This window comes from Microcoleus sp. N9_B4 (assembly GCF_036701635.1).
Classification (GTDB): Bacteria; Cyanobacteriota; Cyanobacteriia; order Cyanobacteriales; family Microcoleaceae; genus Microcoleus.
In genome coordinates this window covers 1-20,200 of the sequence record NZ_JAUBRC010000056.1, presented here as the reverse complement: position 1 = coordinate 20,200, position 20,200 = coordinate 1, and the positions used below count along the sequence as shown (strand labels likewise).

Annotated in this window: 17 protein-coding genes and 1 pseudogene; 9 read left to right on the top strand and 9 right to left on the bottom strand. The window is 43.8% G+C overall.

Annotated elements, in window-relative coordinates; all coding sequences use genetic code 11:
• Positions 1-109: 109 nt before the first annotated feature.
• Both QUA43_RS26470 and QUA43_RS26465 read right to left on the bottom strand, forming a co-directional pair.
• Complete coding sequence (locus QUA43_RS26470) at positions 110-1,501, bottom strand: response regulator (protein ID WP_333377966.1); 1,392 nt, start codon at positions 1,499-1,501, stop codon at positions 110-112.
• Positions 1,498-4,323, bottom strand: a complete 2,826-nt coding sequence (locus QUA43_RS26465; protein ID WP_333377963.1) for an ATP-binding protein — start codon at positions 4,321-4,323, stop codon at positions 1,498-1,500. The genes QUA43_RS26470 and QUA43_RS26465 overlap by 4 nt, the downstream gene beginning before the upstream one ends.
• A 410-nt stretch (positions 4,324-4,733) precedes the next feature.
• On the opposite strand from QUA43_RS26465, the gene QUA43_RS26460 reads away from it, so the two are divergent.
• Positions 4,734-4,901 (top strand): hypothetical protein, encoded by a 168-nt coding sequence (locus QUA43_RS26460; protein ID WP_333377960.1) that lies wholly within the window; start codon positions 4,734-4,736, stop codon positions 4,899-4,901.
• A 47-nt stretch (positions 4,902-4,948) separates the two neighbouring features.
• On the opposite strand, the gene QUA43_RS26455 is transcribed toward QUA43_RS26460, so the two are convergent.
• A complete protein-coding gene (locus tag QUA43_RS26455) occupies positions 4,949-6,400 on the bottom strand; it encodes a hypothetical protein (protein WP_333377957.1) in 1,452 nt (483 codons plus the stop codon).
• 607 nt (positions 6,401-7,007) lie between these two features.
• On the opposite strand from QUA43_RS26455, the gene QUA43_RS26450 reads away from it, so the two are divergent.
• Both QUA43_RS26450 and QUA43_RS26445 read left to right on the top strand, forming a co-directional pair.
• A complete protein-coding gene (locus QUA43_RS26450; protein WP_333377955.1) occupies positions 7,008-8,507 on the top strand; it encodes a GUN4 domain-containing protein in 1,500 nt (499 codons plus the stop codon).
• Between the two features lie 346 nt (positions 8,508-8,853).
• Positions 8,854-9,117: a hypothetical protein gene (locus QUA43_RS26445; RefSeq protein ID WP_333377952.1), complete on the top strand. Its 264-nt coding sequence runs from the start codon at positions 8,854-8,856 to the stop codon at positions 9,115-9,117.
• 128 nt (positions 9,118-9,245) lie between these two features.
• Here the strand turns inward: QUA43_RS26445 and QUA43_RS26440 are convergent, their stop codons facing one another.
• Positions 9,246-9,773 (bottom strand): P-loop NTPase family protein, encoded by a 528-nt coding sequence (locus tag QUA43_RS26440; protein WP_333377950.1) that lies wholly within the window; start codon positions 9,771-9,773, stop codon positions 9,246-9,248.
• A gap of 355 nt (positions 9,774-10,128) precedes the next feature.
• Between QUA43_RS26440 and QUA43_RS26435 the strand changes: the two genes are divergently transcribed.
• Complete coding sequence (locus QUA43_RS26435) at positions 10,129-10,683, top strand: nucleoside monophosphate kinase (protein WP_333378004.1); 555 nt, start codon at positions 10,129-10,131, stop codon at positions 10,681-10,683.
• A gap of 165 nt (positions 10,684-10,848) precedes the next feature.
• Positions 10,849-11,568, top strand: coding sequence for a ribonuclease PH (rph, locus tag QUA43_RS26430; RefSeq protein WP_333377945.1), 720 nt, complete (start codon positions 10,849-10,851; stop codon positions 11,566-11,568).
• Positions 11,569-11,611: 43 nt separating this feature from the next.
• Here rph and QUA43_RS26425 read toward each other — a convergent pair.
• Positions 11,612-12,675, bottom strand: a pseudogene (locus QUA43_RS26425) (IS630 family transposase).
• A 248-nt stretch (positions 12,676-12,923) separates the two neighbouring features.
• On the bottom strand, positions 12,924-13,733 hold the full coding sequence (locus QUA43_RS26420) for a pentapeptide repeat-containing protein (RefSeq protein ID WP_333377943.1): 810 nt from the start codon (positions 13,731-13,733) through the stop codon (positions 12,924-12,926).
• Between the two features lie 227 nt (positions 13,734-13,960).
• On the opposite strand from QUA43_RS26420, the gene QUA43_RS26415 reads away from it, so the two are divergent.
• Positions 13,961-15,208, top strand: coding sequence for a UvrD-helicase domain-containing protein (locus tag QUA43_RS26415; RefSeq protein WP_333377941.1), 1,248 nt, complete (start codon positions 13,961-13,963; stop codon positions 15,206-15,208).
• A gap of 56 nt (positions 15,209-15,264) precedes the next feature.
• On the opposite strand, the gene QUA43_RS26410 is transcribed toward QUA43_RS26415, so the two are convergent.
• Positions 15,265-15,468 (bottom strand): hypothetical protein, encoded by a 204-nt coding sequence (locus QUA43_RS26410; RefSeq protein WP_333377938.1) that lies wholly within the window; start codon positions 15,466-15,468, stop codon positions 15,265-15,267.
• A gap of 503 nt (positions 15,469-15,971) precedes the next feature.
• Here QUA43_RS26410 and QUA43_RS26405 point away from each other — a divergent pair.
• Entirely contained in the window at positions 15,972-17,672 is a 1,701-nt protein-coding gene (locus tag QUA43_RS26405) for an ABC-F family ATP-binding cassette domain-containing protein (RefSeq protein ID WP_333377935.1), read from the top strand.
• 63 nt (positions 17,673-17,735) lie between these two features.
• Here QUA43_RS26405 and QUA43_RS26400 read toward each other — a convergent pair whose 3' ends face one another.
• Positions 17,736-18,164 carry a hypothetical protein gene (locus tag QUA43_RS26400; RefSeq protein WP_333377933.1) on the bottom strand — a complete coding sequence of 143 codons (429 nt, stop codon included), beginning with the start codon at positions 18,162-18,164 and terminating at the stop codon, positions 17,736-17,738.
• A gap of 31 nt (positions 18,165-18,195) precedes the next feature.
• Positions 18,196-19,113 (bottom strand): fructosamine kinase family protein, encoded by a 918-nt coding sequence (locus QUA43_RS26395; protein ID WP_333377930.1) that lies wholly within the window; start codon positions 19,111-19,113, stop codon positions 18,196-18,198.
• A 200-nt stretch (positions 19,114-19,313) separates the two neighbouring features.
• On the opposite strand from QUA43_RS26395, the gene QUA43_RS26390 reads away from it, so the two are divergent.
• Positions 19,314-19,718, top strand: coding sequence for a helix-turn-helix domain-containing protein (locus QUA43_RS26390; protein ID WP_333377927.1), 405 nt, complete (start codon positions 19,314-19,316; stop codon positions 19,716-19,718).
• A 1-nt stretch (position 19,719) separates the two neighbouring features.
• Positions 19,720-20,112 carry a transposase gene (locus tag QUA43_RS26385; protein WP_333377926.1) on the top strand — a complete coding sequence of 131 codons (393 nt, stop codon included), beginning with the start codon at positions 19,720-19,722 and terminating at the stop codon, positions 20,110-20,112.
• Positions 20,113-20,200: the final 88 nt, after the last annotated feature.

Below are 20,200 nucleotides of genomic sequence, written 5' to 3'. Positions count from 1 at the left end.
AAGAGTTTGACAGTGATGGTGATTAGTAGATTAGACATGGGCGATCGGCAAATTAACGGTATACTGACAAAACAGCCCAACAAACATTCACCAGAAAGAATTCTGATTACTAATGCTGAATAGGAATCTCAATTACAAACTCTACCCCCCATTCGGGCGAGGCAATGCAACTCAGCTTACCACCATGTTTTCGTTCTACGATCTCACGGCTAATAGACAAACCTAAACCCGTCCCTTTACCTACTGATTTAGTAGTAAACATCGGCGTGAATAAATGTTGCATTACTTCCTGAGTTATACCAATCCCATTATCAGCAATCCGAATCACCACTGTGTCATCCTGAAGCATTTCAGTGCAGATCCGAATCTGTGGAGTATCATTGCTCTGTTTCTTTTCCCCGCACAGCGGACAACTAATCGTAGACTCTTCTAAAGCATCAATTGCATTCGCTAATACATTCATAAACACCTGATTGATTTGCCCAGGATAGCACTCTACCAGCGGTAATTCGCCGTACTCTTTAATAACCTTAATAGCTGGGCGAGTGCCTTTACCTTTCAATCGATGACCTAAAATCAACAGGGTACTATCTAGCCCATCGTGAATATTCACTGGCGTTAGTGCCGAGGTATCCAACCGAGAAAAATTACGCAGTGACATAGAAAGATTGTAAAGTCGCTCTGTTCCTAGCGCCATTGAATCAATAATTTTTGGCAAATCTTCAACAATAAAATCTAACTCAATCTCCTGGGACTTATCCTCAAATTCTGATGTCGAAGTAACGTTGTGCTGGCAAAGCCGAGTCATCCCGATCAAATCGGCAATATATTCCTTGGCAATAGGGATATTATTGGAGATAAAACTAACTGGATTGTTAATTTCGTGAGCCACCCCAGCTACAAGTTGACCCAGGCAAGCCATCTTTTCACTTTGAACTATTTGCACTTGAGCTTTTTTAAGATTATCCAAAGCTTGAGAAAGTTCAGCCGTTCGTTCTTCCACCCGTTTTTCTAACTCCTGCGCGAGCTGATGTAACGCTGCTTCTGCTGCGAGCCTGTCTTCTATTTCCCGTTTGAGAAGCAGATTTTGATCTGCGAGAGTTTTAGTCAAAGAACGCAGTTTTAAATGGAGGTTGACGCGAGCTAAGACCTCCTTTTGTTCAAAGGGCTTAGTAATGTAATCCACAGCCCCTAGATTAAAGCCCTTGACCTTATCTCCTATGTCCGAAAGAGCCGTCATAAAAATTACCGAAATTTCGTTCGTCAACGGACTTGCCTTCAGCCGATGGCAGGTTTCAAACCCGTCAATTCCTGGCATCATCACATCTAAAAGAATCAAATCAGGCTGACTATATTCAGCCTGTTCGATGGCAGTTTCTCCATCAGTTGCTACCAATATCTCCCATCCCGAACCCGCTAAAGCTTCAGAAAGTACGTCCAGATTGCTAGGATTATCATCGACGATTAAGATGCTACTTGTTTCCATATTTGTTGCCTTCATTCTTTTTCTATTCTGTGGGATGTAATAAACTCTTTGATTTTTTTGACTTGATAGCCTTGGGCTAACTGGCGCAGCTCAACAGCAAAGGACACAAATTTCTGATCCAACTTCTCTAGGTGCTCACTGCGCTTCACAATTCCTTTTACGTTGCCTCTCATCGCCAGTTCAAATAAAAGTTCTATTTCTCCTGGCGGGGGAGCCACTACAGATTTCGATGCAGAAAGTGATTGAGGATCAGAGGAAAAGGGAATAGTGCTGATTTTTTCATTTTTTTGTTCGTCATATATCCATTCAAGTTTTAAATACTTTTGCAACATCTCAAATAGCTCTTCTGCCTGAACTGGCTTACCGAGAAAATCGTTGGCTCCCCCCTCCAAACTTTTATGTTGATCGGTAGCAAATACACTGGCAGATGAAGCAATGATTGCCACGTCTTTATAGTGTGACAAAATTCGGATACGGCGCATCATCTCAAAGCCATCTAACACTGGCATCACTAAGTCAGTGATAATCAAATCAAACTTAAACTCTTCTACTTTTTCTAAACCTTCTTGACCGTTTTTAGCTTCGGTTACTTCAAAGCCGAGGGGTTCCAGGAGATTGACAATCACCGAGAGGTTTTCCCATTTGTCATCCACAACCAAAACTTTCTGCTTTCTACCTTGGTAGCCAACCAGCTTTCTTTGTTTGGCAATCGTGGCTGTATTTGCCCAGTCTGCCGCTTCCGGTAAATCCAAATCTACCCAAAAAACACTGCCGACTCCTGACTGACTTTTTACTTGGATTGTACTACCCATCATTTCGACAATTTTCTGGCTAATTGTTAAACCGAGTCCGGTTCCTTCTGCCTGACGCTTGCTGTCTCCTACCTGTTCAAAAGGCAAAAATATTTTTTTTAATTGTTCTGGTGTCATACCAACGCCACTATCTTCTATTTGAAACCGAATTTGGTGAAGTGGTGAGGCTGGCTTTTGGTCATTGCTTTGTACCTTTTCACTTGTCCCCTTTTCCAGATGTTCTATCTTAAAAGTCACTCGTCCCGAGTCTGTAAACTTAATTGCATTGCTCAGTAAGTTAATTAGTACCTGTCGCAACCGTTTTTCGTCAGCGTGGATGCCAGGAGGCAGCTCAGAACTGGGTTGATAAACAAAAGCAATTCCTTTTTGTTCGGCTCGGATGCGGCAGATTTCTGCGACTCCCTGCAAAAAGGAAGGAAAATGGAAATCTTTCGCGTACAGTTCCAATTTCTGGGCTTCAATTTTAGCGAGGTCTAAGATGTCATTGATCAGGGTTAACAGGTGGGAGCCACATTGGTGAATAATATTGATGCCTTGAAGTTCCTTCGGAGCCATCGTTTTTGAGCGTTCTAGGATTTGAGCGTATCCTAAAATGCCATTGAGTGGTGTTCTCAATTCGTGACTCATATTCGCTAAAAATTCACTTTTAGCTTGGTTGGCAGTATCAGCGATTTGTTTGGCTTCCGTGAGTTCGGCGGTGCGTTCTTCTACTCGGATTTCTAGCTCGGAATTGGTCTTGGCTAGCGCCTCAAAGGATTCGCGCAACTGTTGTGCCATAAGGTTGAAAGACTGACCCAGAACTTCTAGTTCTTCTACGCCTTTTACCTGCACATTTTTCTCTAAGTCGCCACTCGCGATCGCTCTAGAAGCTGCGCTCAAACGGAGAATCGGGCTGGTAATCCAGCGTGCGGTTAAGATTCCCAAAACGGTAGCTAGCGCCAAGGCTCCGAAACACAACAAAATGGTAGTCTGGGTATTGGCGTTAATTTGATCCATGAAATCGCTTTCAGGAACTACGACGACGATCAGCCAGTCCAATCCTCGGCTATCCTGAAAGGGCATAACTTGGAGGAATTGCCGCTGGCCGGCGATCGTAAAATCCAATTGCTGAGAGCTATTAATTTTAGTGAGGTCGCCAAAGCGTTCTTTTAAATGTGCTGTTGTCAGCCGAATTAAATCATCTGTGCTATCTAAAGCATTCAGGCGATCGAGCTGGTCATTATTGGTGATAAATGCTTCTTTGAGAGTTGAACTCGCTACTAGGAGTCCAGAACGTTCCATAATGAATGTCTGTCCCGAACGACCGATGTTTAAGCTGTGCAGGAAGTCACTGAGGAAAGAGATCAGAAAATTAGCAACGAATACCCCGCGCAGTTCGCCACTTTCGTCATAAACTGGATGTCCGGCAGGAAGCGAGAGCGTTTTCTGACCTATAAGTGAAAAAATTTCGCTCCATGTGGGCTTGCCTAAGCGTACACTGTCTTTATACCATGAACGGCTGAGTATATTGTAGTTGCGGGAGACTGTTAAGAGCTTCGTTTGATTGCCTTTGCTATCAGATTCATAAATATGAAGTTCATTCCGATGCTCTTTGTCTGCTATTTTAAAAACTACTTTGCCATTCTTTTGGCGTTCTATGGCAATGAATTCTCCAGTTTTACTAGCAAAACCCATATTGGGCAGAGAAGGAAAGGCTTGAATTTGCTCCCACAAATAGCGCTCCGTACTCTCCAATTCGTCGGGATTTAAGTATCCTAGTCGAAGGGCATTGGCATTCAGTTGATTGACGCGAGGGGCTGTATCTAGGTATGTGTTGAGCTGCTGCTGGATGCGGGCCGTAATTTCACTCCGCAACTGGCTGGCCACTTCGTTGACTGCTTTTTGCCCGTTGCGTAGGGATAGCCAGCCTGTCAGCCCGACGGCGGCAAATATTTGCAGAACGAATGGGAATACTAAAATTAGGCGCAGGGACACCTTTTTTTTATAACGGTTTGACAGGAAAGTGGTTGCAGAGGTCTGTGACATTGATTGGTGTTACTCCTGGGGTAACGAGTTGGCTGAAAAATCTCAGGGGATTTAGTGAAATGAGGCTGAGGAAATATATATTGAAAAGCAATCTATAATAGTTTGTGAAAAGTTTGAGATAGTAACTTGCTTAAACAAGAATGGCTACTTACGTATTTTTTGTGGTATGGGTATAATAAGATATGACTAAAGATACTTATGCGCCTTATTTTTTTCTAGGTTTGGTAAATTATTTTAGCCTTTAGGAAACCAGTTAGCAATCATATCTAATAGATTACTTGGTTTAGAGCTATGTGTAGTAGTTTTTAACTTTACTTTACAGAAGACATATAAAAAGTAGAATCTAATCAAACTTACATATATATTGATATAATATACGTCTAAAAAAATTGAGCTTTCTCGCTAAAAACATGACACTCCAGGCCGGTGAGAACCCTAACGGCGGTCTCACTCACTACAGCCCTGAAGATGTGATGCACAACCCTGCAGATGACTCTCGTAGAGAATGCCGATCGCAAATGAAACTTTACAATTCCAGCAAGTTTCATTTGCAGGAGTTACAGCAGGGTAATTGCTAATTGCTAATTCGGGAAGAAAAAAATAAGTAAAGCGGTGGAGACTTGCCCTAACGCGGGGCTATCCGTTGCAGTTCTTTGGCTTGTTCTAAAATTTTCTCGAAGTCTTCTTCGCTCAACCGCTGAATGTAGTTGATTTTGAACTCTTCTAGGAAGTCGCACAGCAGCAGTTGTATTTCTTGCCAGGTTTGCTGCTGTTGCAGTTCGGTTCCTAAAGCTTGCCCGAAATGTTGGACTAGCTGGCTGGAGAGTTTCATCCCTATGGGGTCTTCGGTGGCGATTTTGAAGGCTTCGTAGGCATCTTGGGGGCCGAGGGTGGCTAATTTTGAGAGTTCTGCAACTAATTGCTCTGCTAGCTGTCCGGGCAGGTTTCCCAGGCCGGGTACTTGCTTCCATCCTTCATACAGGGGGGATTGTTTGAGGAAGGTTTCAATATTGTACCGGAGAAGGGCTTCTAGGTCTGGCTGGAGTTGGGGGAGGACTTTGTAGACGGTTATTTGCACGAGATGGGTGGCGATCGCTTCTATTTCATTGATATTGTTGATGTCTAGATAGCGCTGTTTTTTAGATTGAAATAGTTGACGAGCGAGTTCGCCTGTGGTAATTGATTGTTGCATCTGGTTGATGAGTTGAATTACTACAACTTCGGTCAATTCTTGGGCAAAGTTGGCGACGAAACCTCGGCTGATTTGGGTGCGTATGGGTTGGAGATCCGGCATTTTGGCTTGGTGGATGCGAATTGTGACGGGTAATATTCGCAACAGACGCCAGAATGGGAGCAGCATGAAGATGTCGTACCATCGCCAGAGCATGGCCGATCGCCAAGTGACGCTGCGGTGGCGGCGGCTGATGGAGTAGGTACGGGCTAGAAATTCGATCGCAAATATGGCAATGAATGGCAGGTCGATTAGCCAGAAGTTATCGGTGAATTCGCCGTTGTCTCCGATCGCGCGGTAATAGTTGGTGGCGATTAATGGCTTGATTTTGGAGTCAAACCACTGGATTTCTTTTTGCCAGTCTTGTTTGTTTAAATAGTCTTGGCTCCAAAATCTTTGGAATGATTGTTTAGCGGAGTCTTCTGGATTCGGGACGCGATCGCGCATCCGGTCTTTGATTTTTTCTAGGGTGCCACTTTTTGATGCTACTCGAAAGGGATCTTCGTCGATCATTTTCGCGCTCAGATTGTTTATTTCCTGCAATTTGGCTGCTACTTGGGGAGAGGGCAACCCTGTTTGCACTACTTGAATTTTTAATTCTTCTAAGGTTTCCAGATATTGCTGGGTGTCTCGGTGGGGTTTAATTCCTTTAAATGGGTCGTATACTTGAGTGAGAACTGGCAGTTGCCGGAGGTAGAAATCTCGCCCGGGGACGTAAGATATGTCAAATAATACTAGGCTTAAATTTCCTAGGGCGACCAGTGCCATGAACCGCTCGAACCAAGGTACTTTTGGTGATTTTATGCGGGAGTTTGGAGTTTGAGAGGGCTGTAGTTTTGGTGTCACGGGCGATTCCTAATTAAGTAGACCGATCAAAATAGATGTAAGTGGTAATAGCTGAAAAAAGGAAACAGGGAAACTGGCTAATTGTCTGGTCGCGCTCGGATTGCGATCGCGGAAGCTAGTCTTTATTTTAACGTGCGTTTGTTGGGGATTTTTGGACTGTTGATTAGGCTTGGTTCGATAAAAAATTATACTTGTACAATATGAATGTCGATCGACTTGACGGAAGCTGTGGCTCCCGTTAGTGTGCTTCTCTCTGGCAATAAAATTATATCTCAGGCGGAATCCTCAGTTTTTTTGGCGTTGCAGAGCTCACGGGGCTGGTAATAAATTACTATTTCTGTTTGATCTGGTGGCTCTTTGACCGCTAAATCAAATGTATTGCAAGGATGGGAGTCTAAGGTTAGATATGGACTTCGAGTTTGAGGTCAAACCCTCAAGAGAGTTATACTTGCTCAGGGGCAGTCTGGTGAGAGCGCCCCCTCTGATGGCGAGGGTGGCTGCCGCCTCCGTAAGGTTCGAGGTCTCGCCTCTACAAAAACCAGCTCGCGATCGGACTCTTGAATAATATGAAATCCTGAGTAGAATTTTGTTCGCATTTTTTTAATATATGACATACTGCCTTAATCTCGATTGCCCAAGAGACAAGCGTCAGAACCCACCAGGCACAAAGTATTGTCTTAATTGTGGTTCAAAGCTGCTGCTAAAAGACCTTTATGCAGCAACTGAACCGCTGCGCGATGGGGGATTTGGCAGGACTTTCCGAGCTGTTAATCATGGAAAATTTGAGGAATTGTGCGTAATTAAACAGTTGTCACCTCCTCAAGAGTTTCAGCGGAAGCCCGGTCATTTTAAAAAATATGTTCGACTGTTTGAACAAGAGGCAAGGCGGTTATACGAACTTAAGCATCCGCAAATTCCTCAGTTAATTTCTTATTTTGAGGAAGATGGGCGCCTGTATTTAGTGCAAGAGTTTATTGATGGCAATAATTTAAAGGATGAGTTAGATAAGTACGGTGCTTATAGCGAAATTAAAACTTGCGAACTGCTGTTAGATTTGTTGCCTTTATTGAAGTTTGTTCACGACCGCAATGTAATTCACCGCGATATTAAGCCTGAGAATGTGATCCGCCGATCGCGCGATCGTAAGTTAGTGCTGATAGATTTTGGGGTTTCTAAACAGGTAGTAGCTGCTGCTCCGACCAAAACAGGAACTAAGTTGGGAACTCCCGGCTACGCGGCTCTAGAACAGCGTCACGGTAGGGCTGTTCCTGCTAGCGACCTTTACAGTTTGGGGGTGACTTGCATTCGCTTGCTGACATCTGTTATGCCTTATCTGGATATCTACGGGGACATTCACGATGACCTTTACGATCCGCTTGAAGGCCGGTGGCTTTGGAGGGAGGCTTTGCCAAAAGGAACACAAATTAGCGAGGATTTAGGTCAGATTTTAGATAAGTTGATTCAGGAATATGTTAAAGATCGCTACAAATCGGCTGTGGAAGTTTTGGATGCTTTAAAACCTCCTGTTGTGGTTGTCCCCGTGCTGGAAAAGTCGCAGCAGACAACGGTTATTAGTCCTTCGGTTCCGACTCAACCTGTAACTGATACTCCGCTAGTTTCTGTGAATTTAGAGTCCGAAAAAGGGATTGATTATTCTCACTTGGCAAGGCTGCTGGCTGCTAAAAATTGGCGTGGTGCTGATGAGGAAACTTCTCTGAAAATGCTGGAGGTGATGCAGCAAAATTCACGGGGTTATTTGAGTGAGGAAGATATTAGGAAGTTTCCAGCTAAGGATTTGCAGACTATCGATCAACTTTGGGTGCGGCACAGTCACCGCAGATTCGGTTTTTCTGTGCAAAAGGGTTTGTGGCTCAGGTTGGGGGGAAAGCCTGGTGTTTATGATGCTACAGTTTGGGAGAAGTTTGGCGATCGAGTGGGCTGGCGGGTTAACAGCCAGTGGGTATACTATTCGGAGCTGAATTTTACTTCTAAAGCAAAGCCTGGACATTTGCCGGGGGGGACTGTTTTTGGGTGGGAAGGCGGGGTTTTGTGCGGTGTTTTGGGTTTGGGTGGGATCTGGTTTCTGCTGTCGCGGCGGGATTTGTAAAACTCACATCTTGCACTATTCTCAAGAACAGGCAAGATGCCTGTTCCACAAGAAAATTCACTCTTTGTGGAACAGGCATCTTGCCTGTTCATAAAAAACTTATTGAGAATGGTGCAAGATATCAGTAAAAGGAAGGTAGAAGGTAGAAGGCAGAATTTATTAGTTAGGCTGCACTCCAAGCGAAGTCGCAGTGTTAGTCATGAAATAGTTTTGAGTGGGGAATTAAAGAGTTAACAAGTTTTGAGTTTAATCATTTGTTATGTAGAAATTAGCTCTAAAAAAAGCGAAAAATAAGATATAATCACAAACCATTTTTTTTGTGCTATGTTCTTAGAGAAGGGCAAGTTTGCAAAGTCAAAAGCCAGTCCTCGGCGGTGGCCAACCATGGGGACTGGTTTTGGCTCCAATTTACCAAGGAGATTTATTTAGTATGTTGCAAGAAAAACGTCTCAAGCCGTGGACTATAGTTCGCTCGCTTCCAAATGTGGAAAAGGTGGTTGTGGGTGAGTTTCGCAGTTGGTCGGATGCAGACGGTCACTTGAAAATTCTCAAGCGGATGGTGCCGGCGGATCGATTGAGTGTTGTGTTCGATCCGGTAGTTCAATCGTAACGTCGCTGGTAAATTGATCGGCGTGCGATCGCTCTTTGAGCTAAGCGATCGCCTCTTTTTTTAGATACTGTTTTTTTACATAAAAAATGCGATCGCCAAACGGGCGATCGCAACTTGAATCATTGTCCTTAACTGCGGCGAATTTCAGTAATTTGGTCGGCAACATCCAAAATTCTTTGCGGCATGGATGGCCCGGTAAAAATCATATCCAAATGATGTGGCTTGTTGTCAATCAATGCCACCACTTCGGCTTCGGGAATCAAGCCCAAATTAACCGCTAAACTCAATTCATCGAGAATAACTAAGGAATAACGACCTTCGCGCACCGCCTTTTGAACATACTCCCACAATTGTTCGATCGATCGCGTCTCCAGCTCATCTAAATCGGCATTCTCAATGCAGCGTGACAAATCGCAGCGCACCCAATCTAAATTTTGCCCCAACCGCACCGGATGCTGATGCCCTTGATTAATTCCCCCTTTGAGGAACTGCACCGCTAGCACGGGAGCTCCCTGTCCTGCAATTCTGAGGGCCTGAGCCATGACACTGGTAAAAAAGCAGCGGTGCGGGCCTGTAAAGACTTGCACCAGCCCTTGAACTGTGTAGGGCAAGCTGTGGGTTAAATTGAGTTTAGGGGTTTGTAACTGAGCAACCATAGGGCAATATTTAATCAGCAACTAAGTCTTGAGTGCAGCTCCGACCTTGGCGTGGCTGAAGCCTGCTTGACAATATATAGTGTACTGGGCCGAGTGCACATCGGATCGAACACTATATATACAAGTTGTCAAAAGCTCGCGGCAGTGGCATTCGCAGTCGTTTGTGAGATTTTTGAACTCAATTAGCACTTAGGCAGAAACGGGATTTTTTACCAAAAGACGGCGGGGATCGCCCCAGTTAGATAGTTATAGGGTGAAAAACCAAGGTGATGAGAGTCTTGCTGCGTCCAGGGCTTTAAGAAAAGGTACACACATCGCGTAAAATTTGAATGTCGCGGCACTAGGAGCAGGGACTGTGAGAGTGGTGATTCTGGGAGGGCCAGGAGCAGGAAAGGGAACTCAGGCTGAACTACTGTGCAGCAATTTGAGCCTTCCTTTGCTGGCTGTGGGGGACATTCTACGGGAGGCGATCGCAGAAGATACAGATTTAGGCAAGCTGGCGGTGTCTTATGTCGATAGAGGGGAATTAGTTCCCGACGCAACTATGATTGAATTCTTTCGCTGCCGACTGCTGCTGTGGGATGTCTTTAATGGCTGGGTGTTGGAGGGCTATCCGCGAACGGCTTTTCAAGCTGAGGAATTGGATTTTTTATTAGAGGATTTGGCGCAGGAGCTAGATTGGGCAGTTTGGCTGAAAGTGCCGATCGAGGTTTTGCTCAGCAGGTCGATCGAGCGCGATCGATCGGATGATCATCCTGAAATTTTGCAGCGCCGGCTCGATTTATACCACGAGCAAACTATCCCGATTTTAGATTATTACGAGCATCGCAACAAGCTGTTAACTGTCGATGGCGACCAATCCCCAGAACAAGTCCAGCAGGATATTCTAAAAATTGTCAGTAGTCAGTAGTCAGTAGTCAGTAGTCAGTAGTCAGTAGTCAGTAGTCAGTAGTCAGTAGTCAGTAGTCAGTAGTCAGTAGGAAGAATTACGAATCCCCGATACTTCGGCTACGCGAGCGTACAACTGTCCCAATGCCCAATGCCCAATGCCCCATGCCCAATTACTAATTAGCTTATGTCTTTCCAACGTCCAGATGGCAGACAACCAAATCAAATTCGTCCGATTAGTTTCGATCGCGAATTTACCAAATTTGCTAGCGGTTCCGTGCTCGCAAAAAGTGGCGATACTCAGGTACTTTGCAGCGTTACAATCAAGCCGGGAGTGCCTAGATTTCTGGAGAATACCGGACAAGGTTGGCTAACAGCGGAATACCGAATGTTGCCTGGTTCTACGCCGCAGCGACAAGAGCGGGAATTTATGAAATTATCGGGACGGACTCAAGAGATTCAGCGGTTGATTGGGCGCAGTTTGCGATCGTGCTTGGATATGCAACTATTGGGAGAACGCACAATACTTGTGGATGCGGATGTTTTGCAAGCGGACGCGGGGACTCGCACGACTTCAATTACTGGCGGGTTTGTGGCTGTGGCTGACGCTTTGAACAAGTTGGTACAAAAAGGTGATTTAGTGCGATCGCCGATTATTCGTCAAGTGGCGGCCGTGTCTGTGGGACTGTTGGAAGGCGAGCCATTTTTAGATTTGAATTATCTTGAAGATGTGGCGGCGGAAATTGATTGTAATGTGGTGATGAATGGAGATTTGAACATCATCGAAATTCAGGGAACTGCGGAAGATGGAAGTTTCAGTCGGAGTCAGTTAAATCAAATTTTGGATTTGGCAGAAACTGGGATTCAGGAATTGTTGGAGGCTCAGCGACAGGCTTTGGTTGAGTAGGTAAATCTAATTGCTGATATCATGTTCGGTAGCATAACCATAATTAAGCTGCAACTTGGGCCCACCAATGGAAATTTGTCAAACCTCGAACTAAGTCTTGCTGTTGGAGTAATTGTTGGCAGGGATTAAATAAAATTTCCTCTAATTCATCAAAATTTTTAAATGTTCGGTTAACAATAGGCTCATTTGTGAGTGGCCATAGTTTTTCGGCAGGTTGAAATTCTGGAGAGTGAGATGGCTTTTCTATAATATGAATGCCCTGCGGTACATCAAGTTTTTTAGCGGTATGCCATCCACCTTGATCCTTACGTCAATACGACTTGTTTATTTTCCCCGACTTCAAAATCTTGGGCTCCATCGGCTAAAACTTGATTAAAAATTTCGGTATTGACAAAAGGTAGAATCCACGCCTTAGTTTCTCCCCATTGTCGGTGAACTTTCGCCATACAACCAGAACCATTTAAATCGCCAATTTACCGATGCTACGGGTACTGTCCATTCATCTACACAAATACGTCTCATTATTGGTTTAAGCCCAACTCTATGTTCATCGATTGTCCAAACTTTCTACATCGGCGTCGGGGTACTTCTCTTGAACTTGAGTCACCGTTTTTGCTAGTTTTTTTTTCATTTTTCCTGTTCCCTAAAGTCGGCTTCCTGATGAGAGGGTCGAGGTACTCTCAAACGTAGTCTCATTGCCTTCAAATACTCCCAACCTCGTTGTCTACTAACTGAATGTCCTAATAATTCACTCATCCAATTTGCAACGAACTGTCCGTTCCAAAGCCCACCAACCGTTTGAGGTGATTGTAGCGCTTGCCATAGTTGTGCTTGTTGTACATCATTCAAAAGTGTATCGGCACCTTGATGTTCATGCCTTTTATCTCCAAGTGATTTTGAACCAATGCGGTTATACCCCCAGACTCGTTAATAAATCCAACTGAGACTGTAACCAGTTATTTGTGAAACCTCTCGGCTACTTCTGCCAGATGCTAATAACCAGATAATTTGGTAATGACTTCTTTCTAAAGGGTCTTTTGCTTGACGCTAACGCTGTTCTACTTCTGGTAACGAGAGATGTGGCTCAATGCTAATACGTTTTGGCATTGCTCAGATAGATAGGTTTTACAACGGATATACTTAGCTATTTTACTATGGTTGTACTACCGGACATGATATAATTTGTCAACGCAAAATCTACTTTGTTACGGAGTTCGATCGCCCTTATGCACTTACGCACTCCAAGCAAAGAAACCGGGTTTTTGACCGAAGCTGCGGGATACAACGAAGTATTATCCTAAAAAACCCGGTTTCTCGGCCCCTATACGATCGCCCCTTACGACAAAACACTCGCCCTATTCCTGACTCAATATGTCTAAAAACTCTTGGACAACGCGATCGGGTTCTTCTGTGCATCTGTTAGCGTCGCAATAGTGGATGATGCTGATACCGTGAGATGCAAACAGGCGATCGCGCGTTTCATCTTTTTGTGTATCGGGATGCGATATTTCCAGAATACCCCATTTGCCTTGGTGGAATATGAGGAAATCTGGTTCTTGGTTTTGTCTACCTGCAGGTGTTGTGAGGCGGGCTTTGGAGTTGGGGAAGAATAGGGTGTTTGTGCGATCGAGGGCTTCGGCAATTTTTACTTGTTCTTGGCTGTGAAAGCGCAAATCATTCCAGTGATAAATGCGTTCTCTTATGCTCGACAAAATTCCCTGGTTATGTGCGTCTTCAGCCTTGATAATTTCATCTGATACTGTATGATAATCAGATAGAATTGCACCGTGTAAATCTGCTGACGAATCTGATTCACTTAAGTTTGCGAATGATAGTCTTGCTCCGCTTAAGTTAGCACCGCTGAGATTAACTCCAATTACTTGAGTTCGATGTAATGTCACTTGATGTCGCCGCAAGTATCGTTTTATAACTGCTTTAATATTGTTTTTTTTTTCTTTTTCGTCAAAAGCGTCTGAGAGTAACTTCCAGAGTTTATAGCCAGCGGCTTTAATATATTCATCGTCATATTTAGAAAATTTAGCAATTTCCTCATAAGACTGTCTGCCTTCCCAGCACTGTTTGAATATTAGCTCTTGCACGTCGTTTAACTGTTCGTCATCATCTAGGACTGTTTCGACAATGGCGAGAGCTTCATCGACTGTCATGGGTTAAATCCTGTTAAAGGTAGTGTCGGAGTGGAGGTTGTGCTGGCATGGTTTATGATACTTTGCCCATGTACACACATTGCTGTGGATAGATTTTAGCACAGTAGAGGAGATGTTACTACTTTTTATCACTTTTTATCACTTTTTGTCGCTGCAAAGCTCATCCAGAGTTGGTAAGCTGATTTGAATAAAGAGCACTCAACAAAAAGAATATAAGGAGAACCATCGTGGAACAGTGGATTAACTTCGAGCAATCTTTAAATCAGCGATCAAATAGCCAAGATTTAGACGAACAACAGAATAAAGCCAAAAATTTCTCGCTTAAAGGTCATGCTTTAGTTCGAGGCGTTGCAGGTTCTGGTAAGTCATTAGTATTGCTAAATCGTCTTGAAAAACTAATTGATGAGGGTTATAAGGATATTTTGGTATTGTGTTACAATCGCTTTATGAATCAATGGATTGATTCAATAATCAAACAAAAAGGCTGGAGTTCAAACGTAGAGTGTCGAACTTTTCATAGTTGGGCTTATCGCAGAGGGTACACTTATGAGTGGGATGAAAACCCTGAGATGCGAGGGGAAATTATTGATTTAGTTAAAAATAACGCCAAAGAGCGCTATCAAGCCATTTTAATTGATGAAGCTCAAGATTTTTATGATGAATGGTTTAAGGCCATGTTATATGCCGTAAATCCCGATACAAACTCTATCTTTTTTGTCTATGACAACACTCAGTCAGTGTACGAAGGTCAGCAACATCGAAGAAAGCAAGATTGGAGCTGGCTTAAGCTTGGATTTAATATTCCTGGAGGCAGTGCCCAAATATTTGATATAAACTATAGAAACGCACCAGAAATTATAGAATTAGCTTGGCAGTTTATAGGTCCTTATTTAGCTAGTGCTAAGATGAAGACAAGTAAACGTTTAGGTTCTAAAATCGGTCATATTGTCGAACCACTCAAAAAGTCTTCTCGCAGTTCATCTATTAAGCCAATGCTTGTAAAAAGCGATATGTCTCCAGACAATATAGCTAAACAGGTTAAACTGGCATTGAACAGTCATCCAGTTTCTTCAATCGGAGTTTTATTGCATCCACAAGAGCCAAGATCCTTTAAATCAGAAATTAGTGAATGCCTGCGGAAATTGGATGTTCCCCATCGCGCTCCCATACGTCCTCAAGAGCGAACTTATAACGTTGTAAACCGACCTTTCGTAATAGTCGATTCTTGGAACGCGCTGAAAGGAGTTGAGTTTGATGCCGTTATTATTGCTGGCGTTGACCGAGTGGAAGACTTGCCAGATCCTGATAAAGATTTTCAAGAAAAAGCAGGACTTTATACAGCAATAACAAGAGCAAAAGATCACCTAGTTATGTTATACCAAGATGAAACTCAAGTTGTGCAGCAACTTCAAAATATTTTGACAGCACCGGATGTTTTGGAGAGTGACTCAATGGTGAGTGCTCAGGTTGCTTAGTGTGCAACATTAAGTCCTAGGATAGTAGGACATTTCTTAACTTCATCTGATAACTTTTAAGTCCGCGATCGCTTCATTAACTGTACCTCGAAAGACCTTTCCCGATTGATAGTCTTGTTTTCTTGTGCAATGTTAGCAGCAATTTCGGTGCGGCGGCGATCGCTAAGTCTCCGGTGCATGATGACCAGTAAAGCAGCTTGTTCGTCTATAGACAAGGTTTCGATCTCGTCTAAAATACTATCAAATGTTGAGGTTTGCATGGTGAGTTAGGTTTTGTGGCGATGATGGCTGTCTTATTTTACTCAAGTTTAAGGGAATTTGCTGAAGGCGATCGCACCTCCCATCGCCTGCTTTAAAAGTGTTTGAAGTCCGTGAGATGATAATAAATGTCTCTTGCTGGCACAATCGCTCTCTTTTGCGATCGAGGTTGACACTGACTATTATTTATAATGTGCAGAAGTCTCAACCATTATTCGAGAAATTCAATCTGAAACAACACGATCGCCCGTTAGCGAAGCCCTCGAAGAGGATCGCCCCACCCAAATAGTCCTGCACCCACGTCCAGGCCAGAAACCGGGTTGCTTCGTAGATTTTTAGCTGAGAATCGGGGATTTTTCAGAGAAACCCGGTTTCTTCGCGTAACTCCCACCAAATCAAAATATTCCCAGTGTCTAAATATAATTAAAATTTGTTAAGATTAACTCGACCTCAGCGCCGGCATCCCATCCGCCGCTAAACCTGCCCTTCCCCAGTCCCCACAACAATGCTGCGACTCGAACACATCAGTAAAATTTACCCCACAGGCGTCGTACTCAAAGATGTCACCTGGGAAGTCAAACCGGGCGATCGCATCGGCTTAGTCGGCGTTAACGGTGCCGGTAAATCCACCCAACTCAAAATCATCGCCGGCGAAATCGAACCCACCGCAGGCGAAGTCATTCGCCCCGCCAGCTTACACATCGCCTACCTCTCCCAAGAATTTGAAGTAGATCCGACTCGCACCGTCAAAGAAGAATTTTGGCGTGCCTTCAGCGAAGCCAACGAAGTCCATGAATCCCTAATGCAAGTCCATCGAGACTTGGAAAACTCCTCCCCAGAAAATCTCGACGAACTGATCCACAAAATGGATCGGCTGCAACGGCAATTTGAAGGCTTAAACGGCTACGGTTTAGAAGCCCAAATTGAGAAAATTCTGCCCGAAATCGGATTTGAACCCGAAGATGGCGATCGATTAGTCAGCGCCTTCAGCGGCGGCTGGCAAATGCGGATGAGTTTGGGCAAAATTCTCCTCCAAAAACCCGACATCCTGCTACTCGACGAACCTACCAACCACCTCGACTTAGAAACGATCGAATGGCTGGAAGTATACCTCAAAGGGCTGACAACCCCGATGGTAATCGTATCCCATGACCGAGAATTTCTCGATCGGCTCTGCACCCAAATCGTCGAAACCGAACGTGGCGTTTCCAGCACCTACCTCGGCAACTACTCCTCCTACCTGCTGCAAAAAGCAGAAGCCAGAGAAGCCCAACTCAGCGCCTACGAAAGCCAGCAAAAAGAACTCGAAAAACAGCAAGCATTCGTAGAAAAATTCCGCGCCAGCGCCACTCGCAGCACCCAAGCCAAAAGCCGCGAGAAACAGTTAGACAAAATCGAACGCATCGAAGCGCCCACCGGCGGATTAAAAACTTTGCATTTCCGCTTTCCCCCCGCACCCCGCAGCGGCCGCGAAGTAGCAATAATTGAAGATTTGGTACACACCTACGGCGAAAAAATCCTATTCTTGGGAGCCGACTTATTAATTGAAAGGGGCGATCGTATTGCCTTTCTCGGCCCCAACGGCGCGGGCAAATCAACCCTGCTGCGGATGATTATGGGTTTGGAAAAGCCGACTGAAGGTACTGTCAAATTGGGAGGTCACAACGTCATCCCCGGTTACTTTGAACAGAATCAGGCTGAAGCCTTAGATTTGAATAAAAGCGTGATGCAAACGATTCACGACGAAGTTCCAGACTGGAAAAATGAAGAAGTTCGGACTTTATTGGGCCGTTTCTTATTTACTGGCAAAACAGTATTCAAACAGGTTGGCGCTTTAAGCGGCGGCGAAAAAGCCCGCCTAGCTTTGGCAAAAATGCTGTTGACTCCCGTGAATTTGCTGATTTTGGACGAACCGACAAATCACCTCGACATTCCGGCGAAAGAGATGATGGAAGAAGCGATTCAGAATTATGACGGTACGGTAATTATCGTTTCGCACGATCGCTATTTCATCTCCCAAGTCGCTAACAAAATAGTCGAGATTCGGGACGGAGAGTTTCGCCCTTATTTGGGAGATTACCACTACTATCTCGATAAAATAGCTGAAGAAAAAGAGCTAGCCAAGTTAGCCAAACTTGAAGCAGAAAAAGCAGCTAAAAAAGCAGAAAAAGAAGCTAAGAAAAAAGCTGCTGCCAAGCAAAAATAAAGTCTCAAAAACTAAGCAGAAATCAGGACACGGCATTGCCGTATTGCCGTGTCCCCTACAATATTAACGAGTACCTCTACTACGCGACTTCTGCCTAAAAAATGGCTTCTGGTAACTCAGACACTCCTCCAAATCATCACCTAAATCTCTAGCAAATCCATAATCTGCCGTATACTTACTTAATTGATTGCTTGGACCAAACAAGAGAGTTTCTTGGTCTTGCTGAAATAGGAACGTACCGTCAAATCCGTTGATTTTGTATAATTCCTGGCGGTTAGTATCTACCGCAACGGAAGCGACAGTAACTCCGTTAGCAGAAAAGCCTTTGAAGCAAATTCTATTTTGTTTCTCAGCAATCTGAATGTATCGAGAACCACCACCGTGATAGACACCCACTTGCAATGGTAAAGCTGCTAAAGATTTCCCAGGCGTAAGGCCTGTCAAAAACAAAATGATAAACCCTAACTTGATGCCACTGCACAGGTACTTCATTTGTAAATAGAATCCAGATACTACTTAAATTTTAACCTAAAATTCTATTAATCATTTGATTCGCCTGGGACGCATAACTCCCCCCAAACAAATTAAAATGATTCAAAATGTGATATAAATTGTAAATAGTTTTGCGTTTTTCATACCCTAAACTCAACGGCCAAACCTGATTATATCCTCGATAAAACTCCGCTGGAAACCCACCAAATAACTCCGTCATCGCAATATCAACTTCTCGATCGCCAAAATATGCCGCCGGGTCAAAAATCACCGGTTCCCCTGCAGATGTCACCCCCGCATTCCCCCCCCACAAATCCCCGTGAACTAGCGAGGGTTGAGGTTCATAACCAGCCAACAATTCAGGAATCATCTCTAATAAACGTTCCCCTTGCGGAAAATGACCGCCCCGACGCCTAGCCAATTTTAACTGATAACCAATCCGATGCTCGGCCCAAAATTCTGCCCAATTTGCCGTCCAATTATTAATTTGTATAGTTGAGCCGATCGTATTATTAATATCCCACCCAAAAACTGCCCTCAATAAGCCCGAATTAGGCTCTTCTCCCCCCCTTAGCAAGGGGGGAGTGGGGGGGGTGTATTTGTGCATTTCAGCGAGTTTTCGCCCCATTTCTTCCCAAGTTCGATCGCCCCCGCGACTTCCCAAATCTAGCCATTCCAGCACAATATAAGCTGAATTCCCCTCAGTTCCCCAGCAAATCGGCTCAGGTACTCGAATCGTTTGGGTTTCCCCCATTTGCTGCAAACCCAGCGCTTCAGCTTCAAACATCGCGACTTGGGAAGCTTGATTGATTTTCGCGAAGTAAGTGCGGGAACTGCTGCTGATAGAATAGCCTTGATTGATACAGCCACCGCTGACGGAACGGCGATTGTCGATCACAAATTTGTCTCCAGTTACTTCCGCAATGCGTGCGGCAATTTTATCCCACATTGAATCCACTCGTGTTGAGGGCGATCGGAATCAGTTTAACAGGTATAGCAACTTAATCAGAAATCAAACCTACGTGAAGTCGAGCTTATTATACCGAATCGGCTTTGATTACCCCTAGTAAGTAGTCAAACAAAATTAATTACACAAATAACCAATATGATATAATAAAAAATATCAAGTTGTGTTCAAAGAGGTTTTATATGTTTTTACTTCGAGATATTAATCCACTTTCCTTGAAATTGCTAAACCGAATTTATCGCGAAAGCAGACATCATCAAGTGCGCCAAAGAGCACATTTTTTAATTTTGGCTTCACAAAATCTCACAAATAAAAATTTAATGAAAATCTTTAAAGTTAGTTATAAGACCATGTATAACTGGTTGAATCGATGGGAATATGAGGGAATGCTCGGATTATATAATAAACCAGGTAGAGGCAGAAAAGAAACATTTAATTCCGCACAATCAGATCAAATTAAGGACTGGGTAAAATCACAACCCAAACAATTAAAGCAAGTAGTACAAAAAATTAAAGAAGAATGGTGTATTAATACAAGTACGGAAACAATTAAGAGAATAATTAAAAAAAAATATGAGTTGGCATAGGATGCGTCGAGGTGTTGGCGGCAAGCCAGACCCCATAGAATACAAGGGAAAAAAAGAAAAATTGTCAGAATTAAAACAACTAGAAGATGAGGGAAAAATTGATTTATACTATTTGGATGAATCCGGATTTTGTGGCATCCCTTGTGTCCCTTATGGATGGCAAGAGATTGGTGAATATTTGTCAATTGATAGTCGTAGAACTAAGCGTTTAAATGTCTTGGGAATTATGAATCGGCAAAACACTCTTCATGCTTATGTTTCAGAGCAGACTATTAATTCTGATGTAATCATAGCCTGCATAGATACTTTCTTTGCTGTGGTGGAGCGGCCAACAGTTATTGTAGTAGATCAAGCTTCTATTCATACGCTTCAATGCCATTTTCGAGAAAATTGAAGAATGGAAAGAACCAGGGTAAGCTCATCTAATTTGGTATAAATTGTACTTGACAAAAAGGGCAAGATATAAAAGAGCCTCCTGTCAA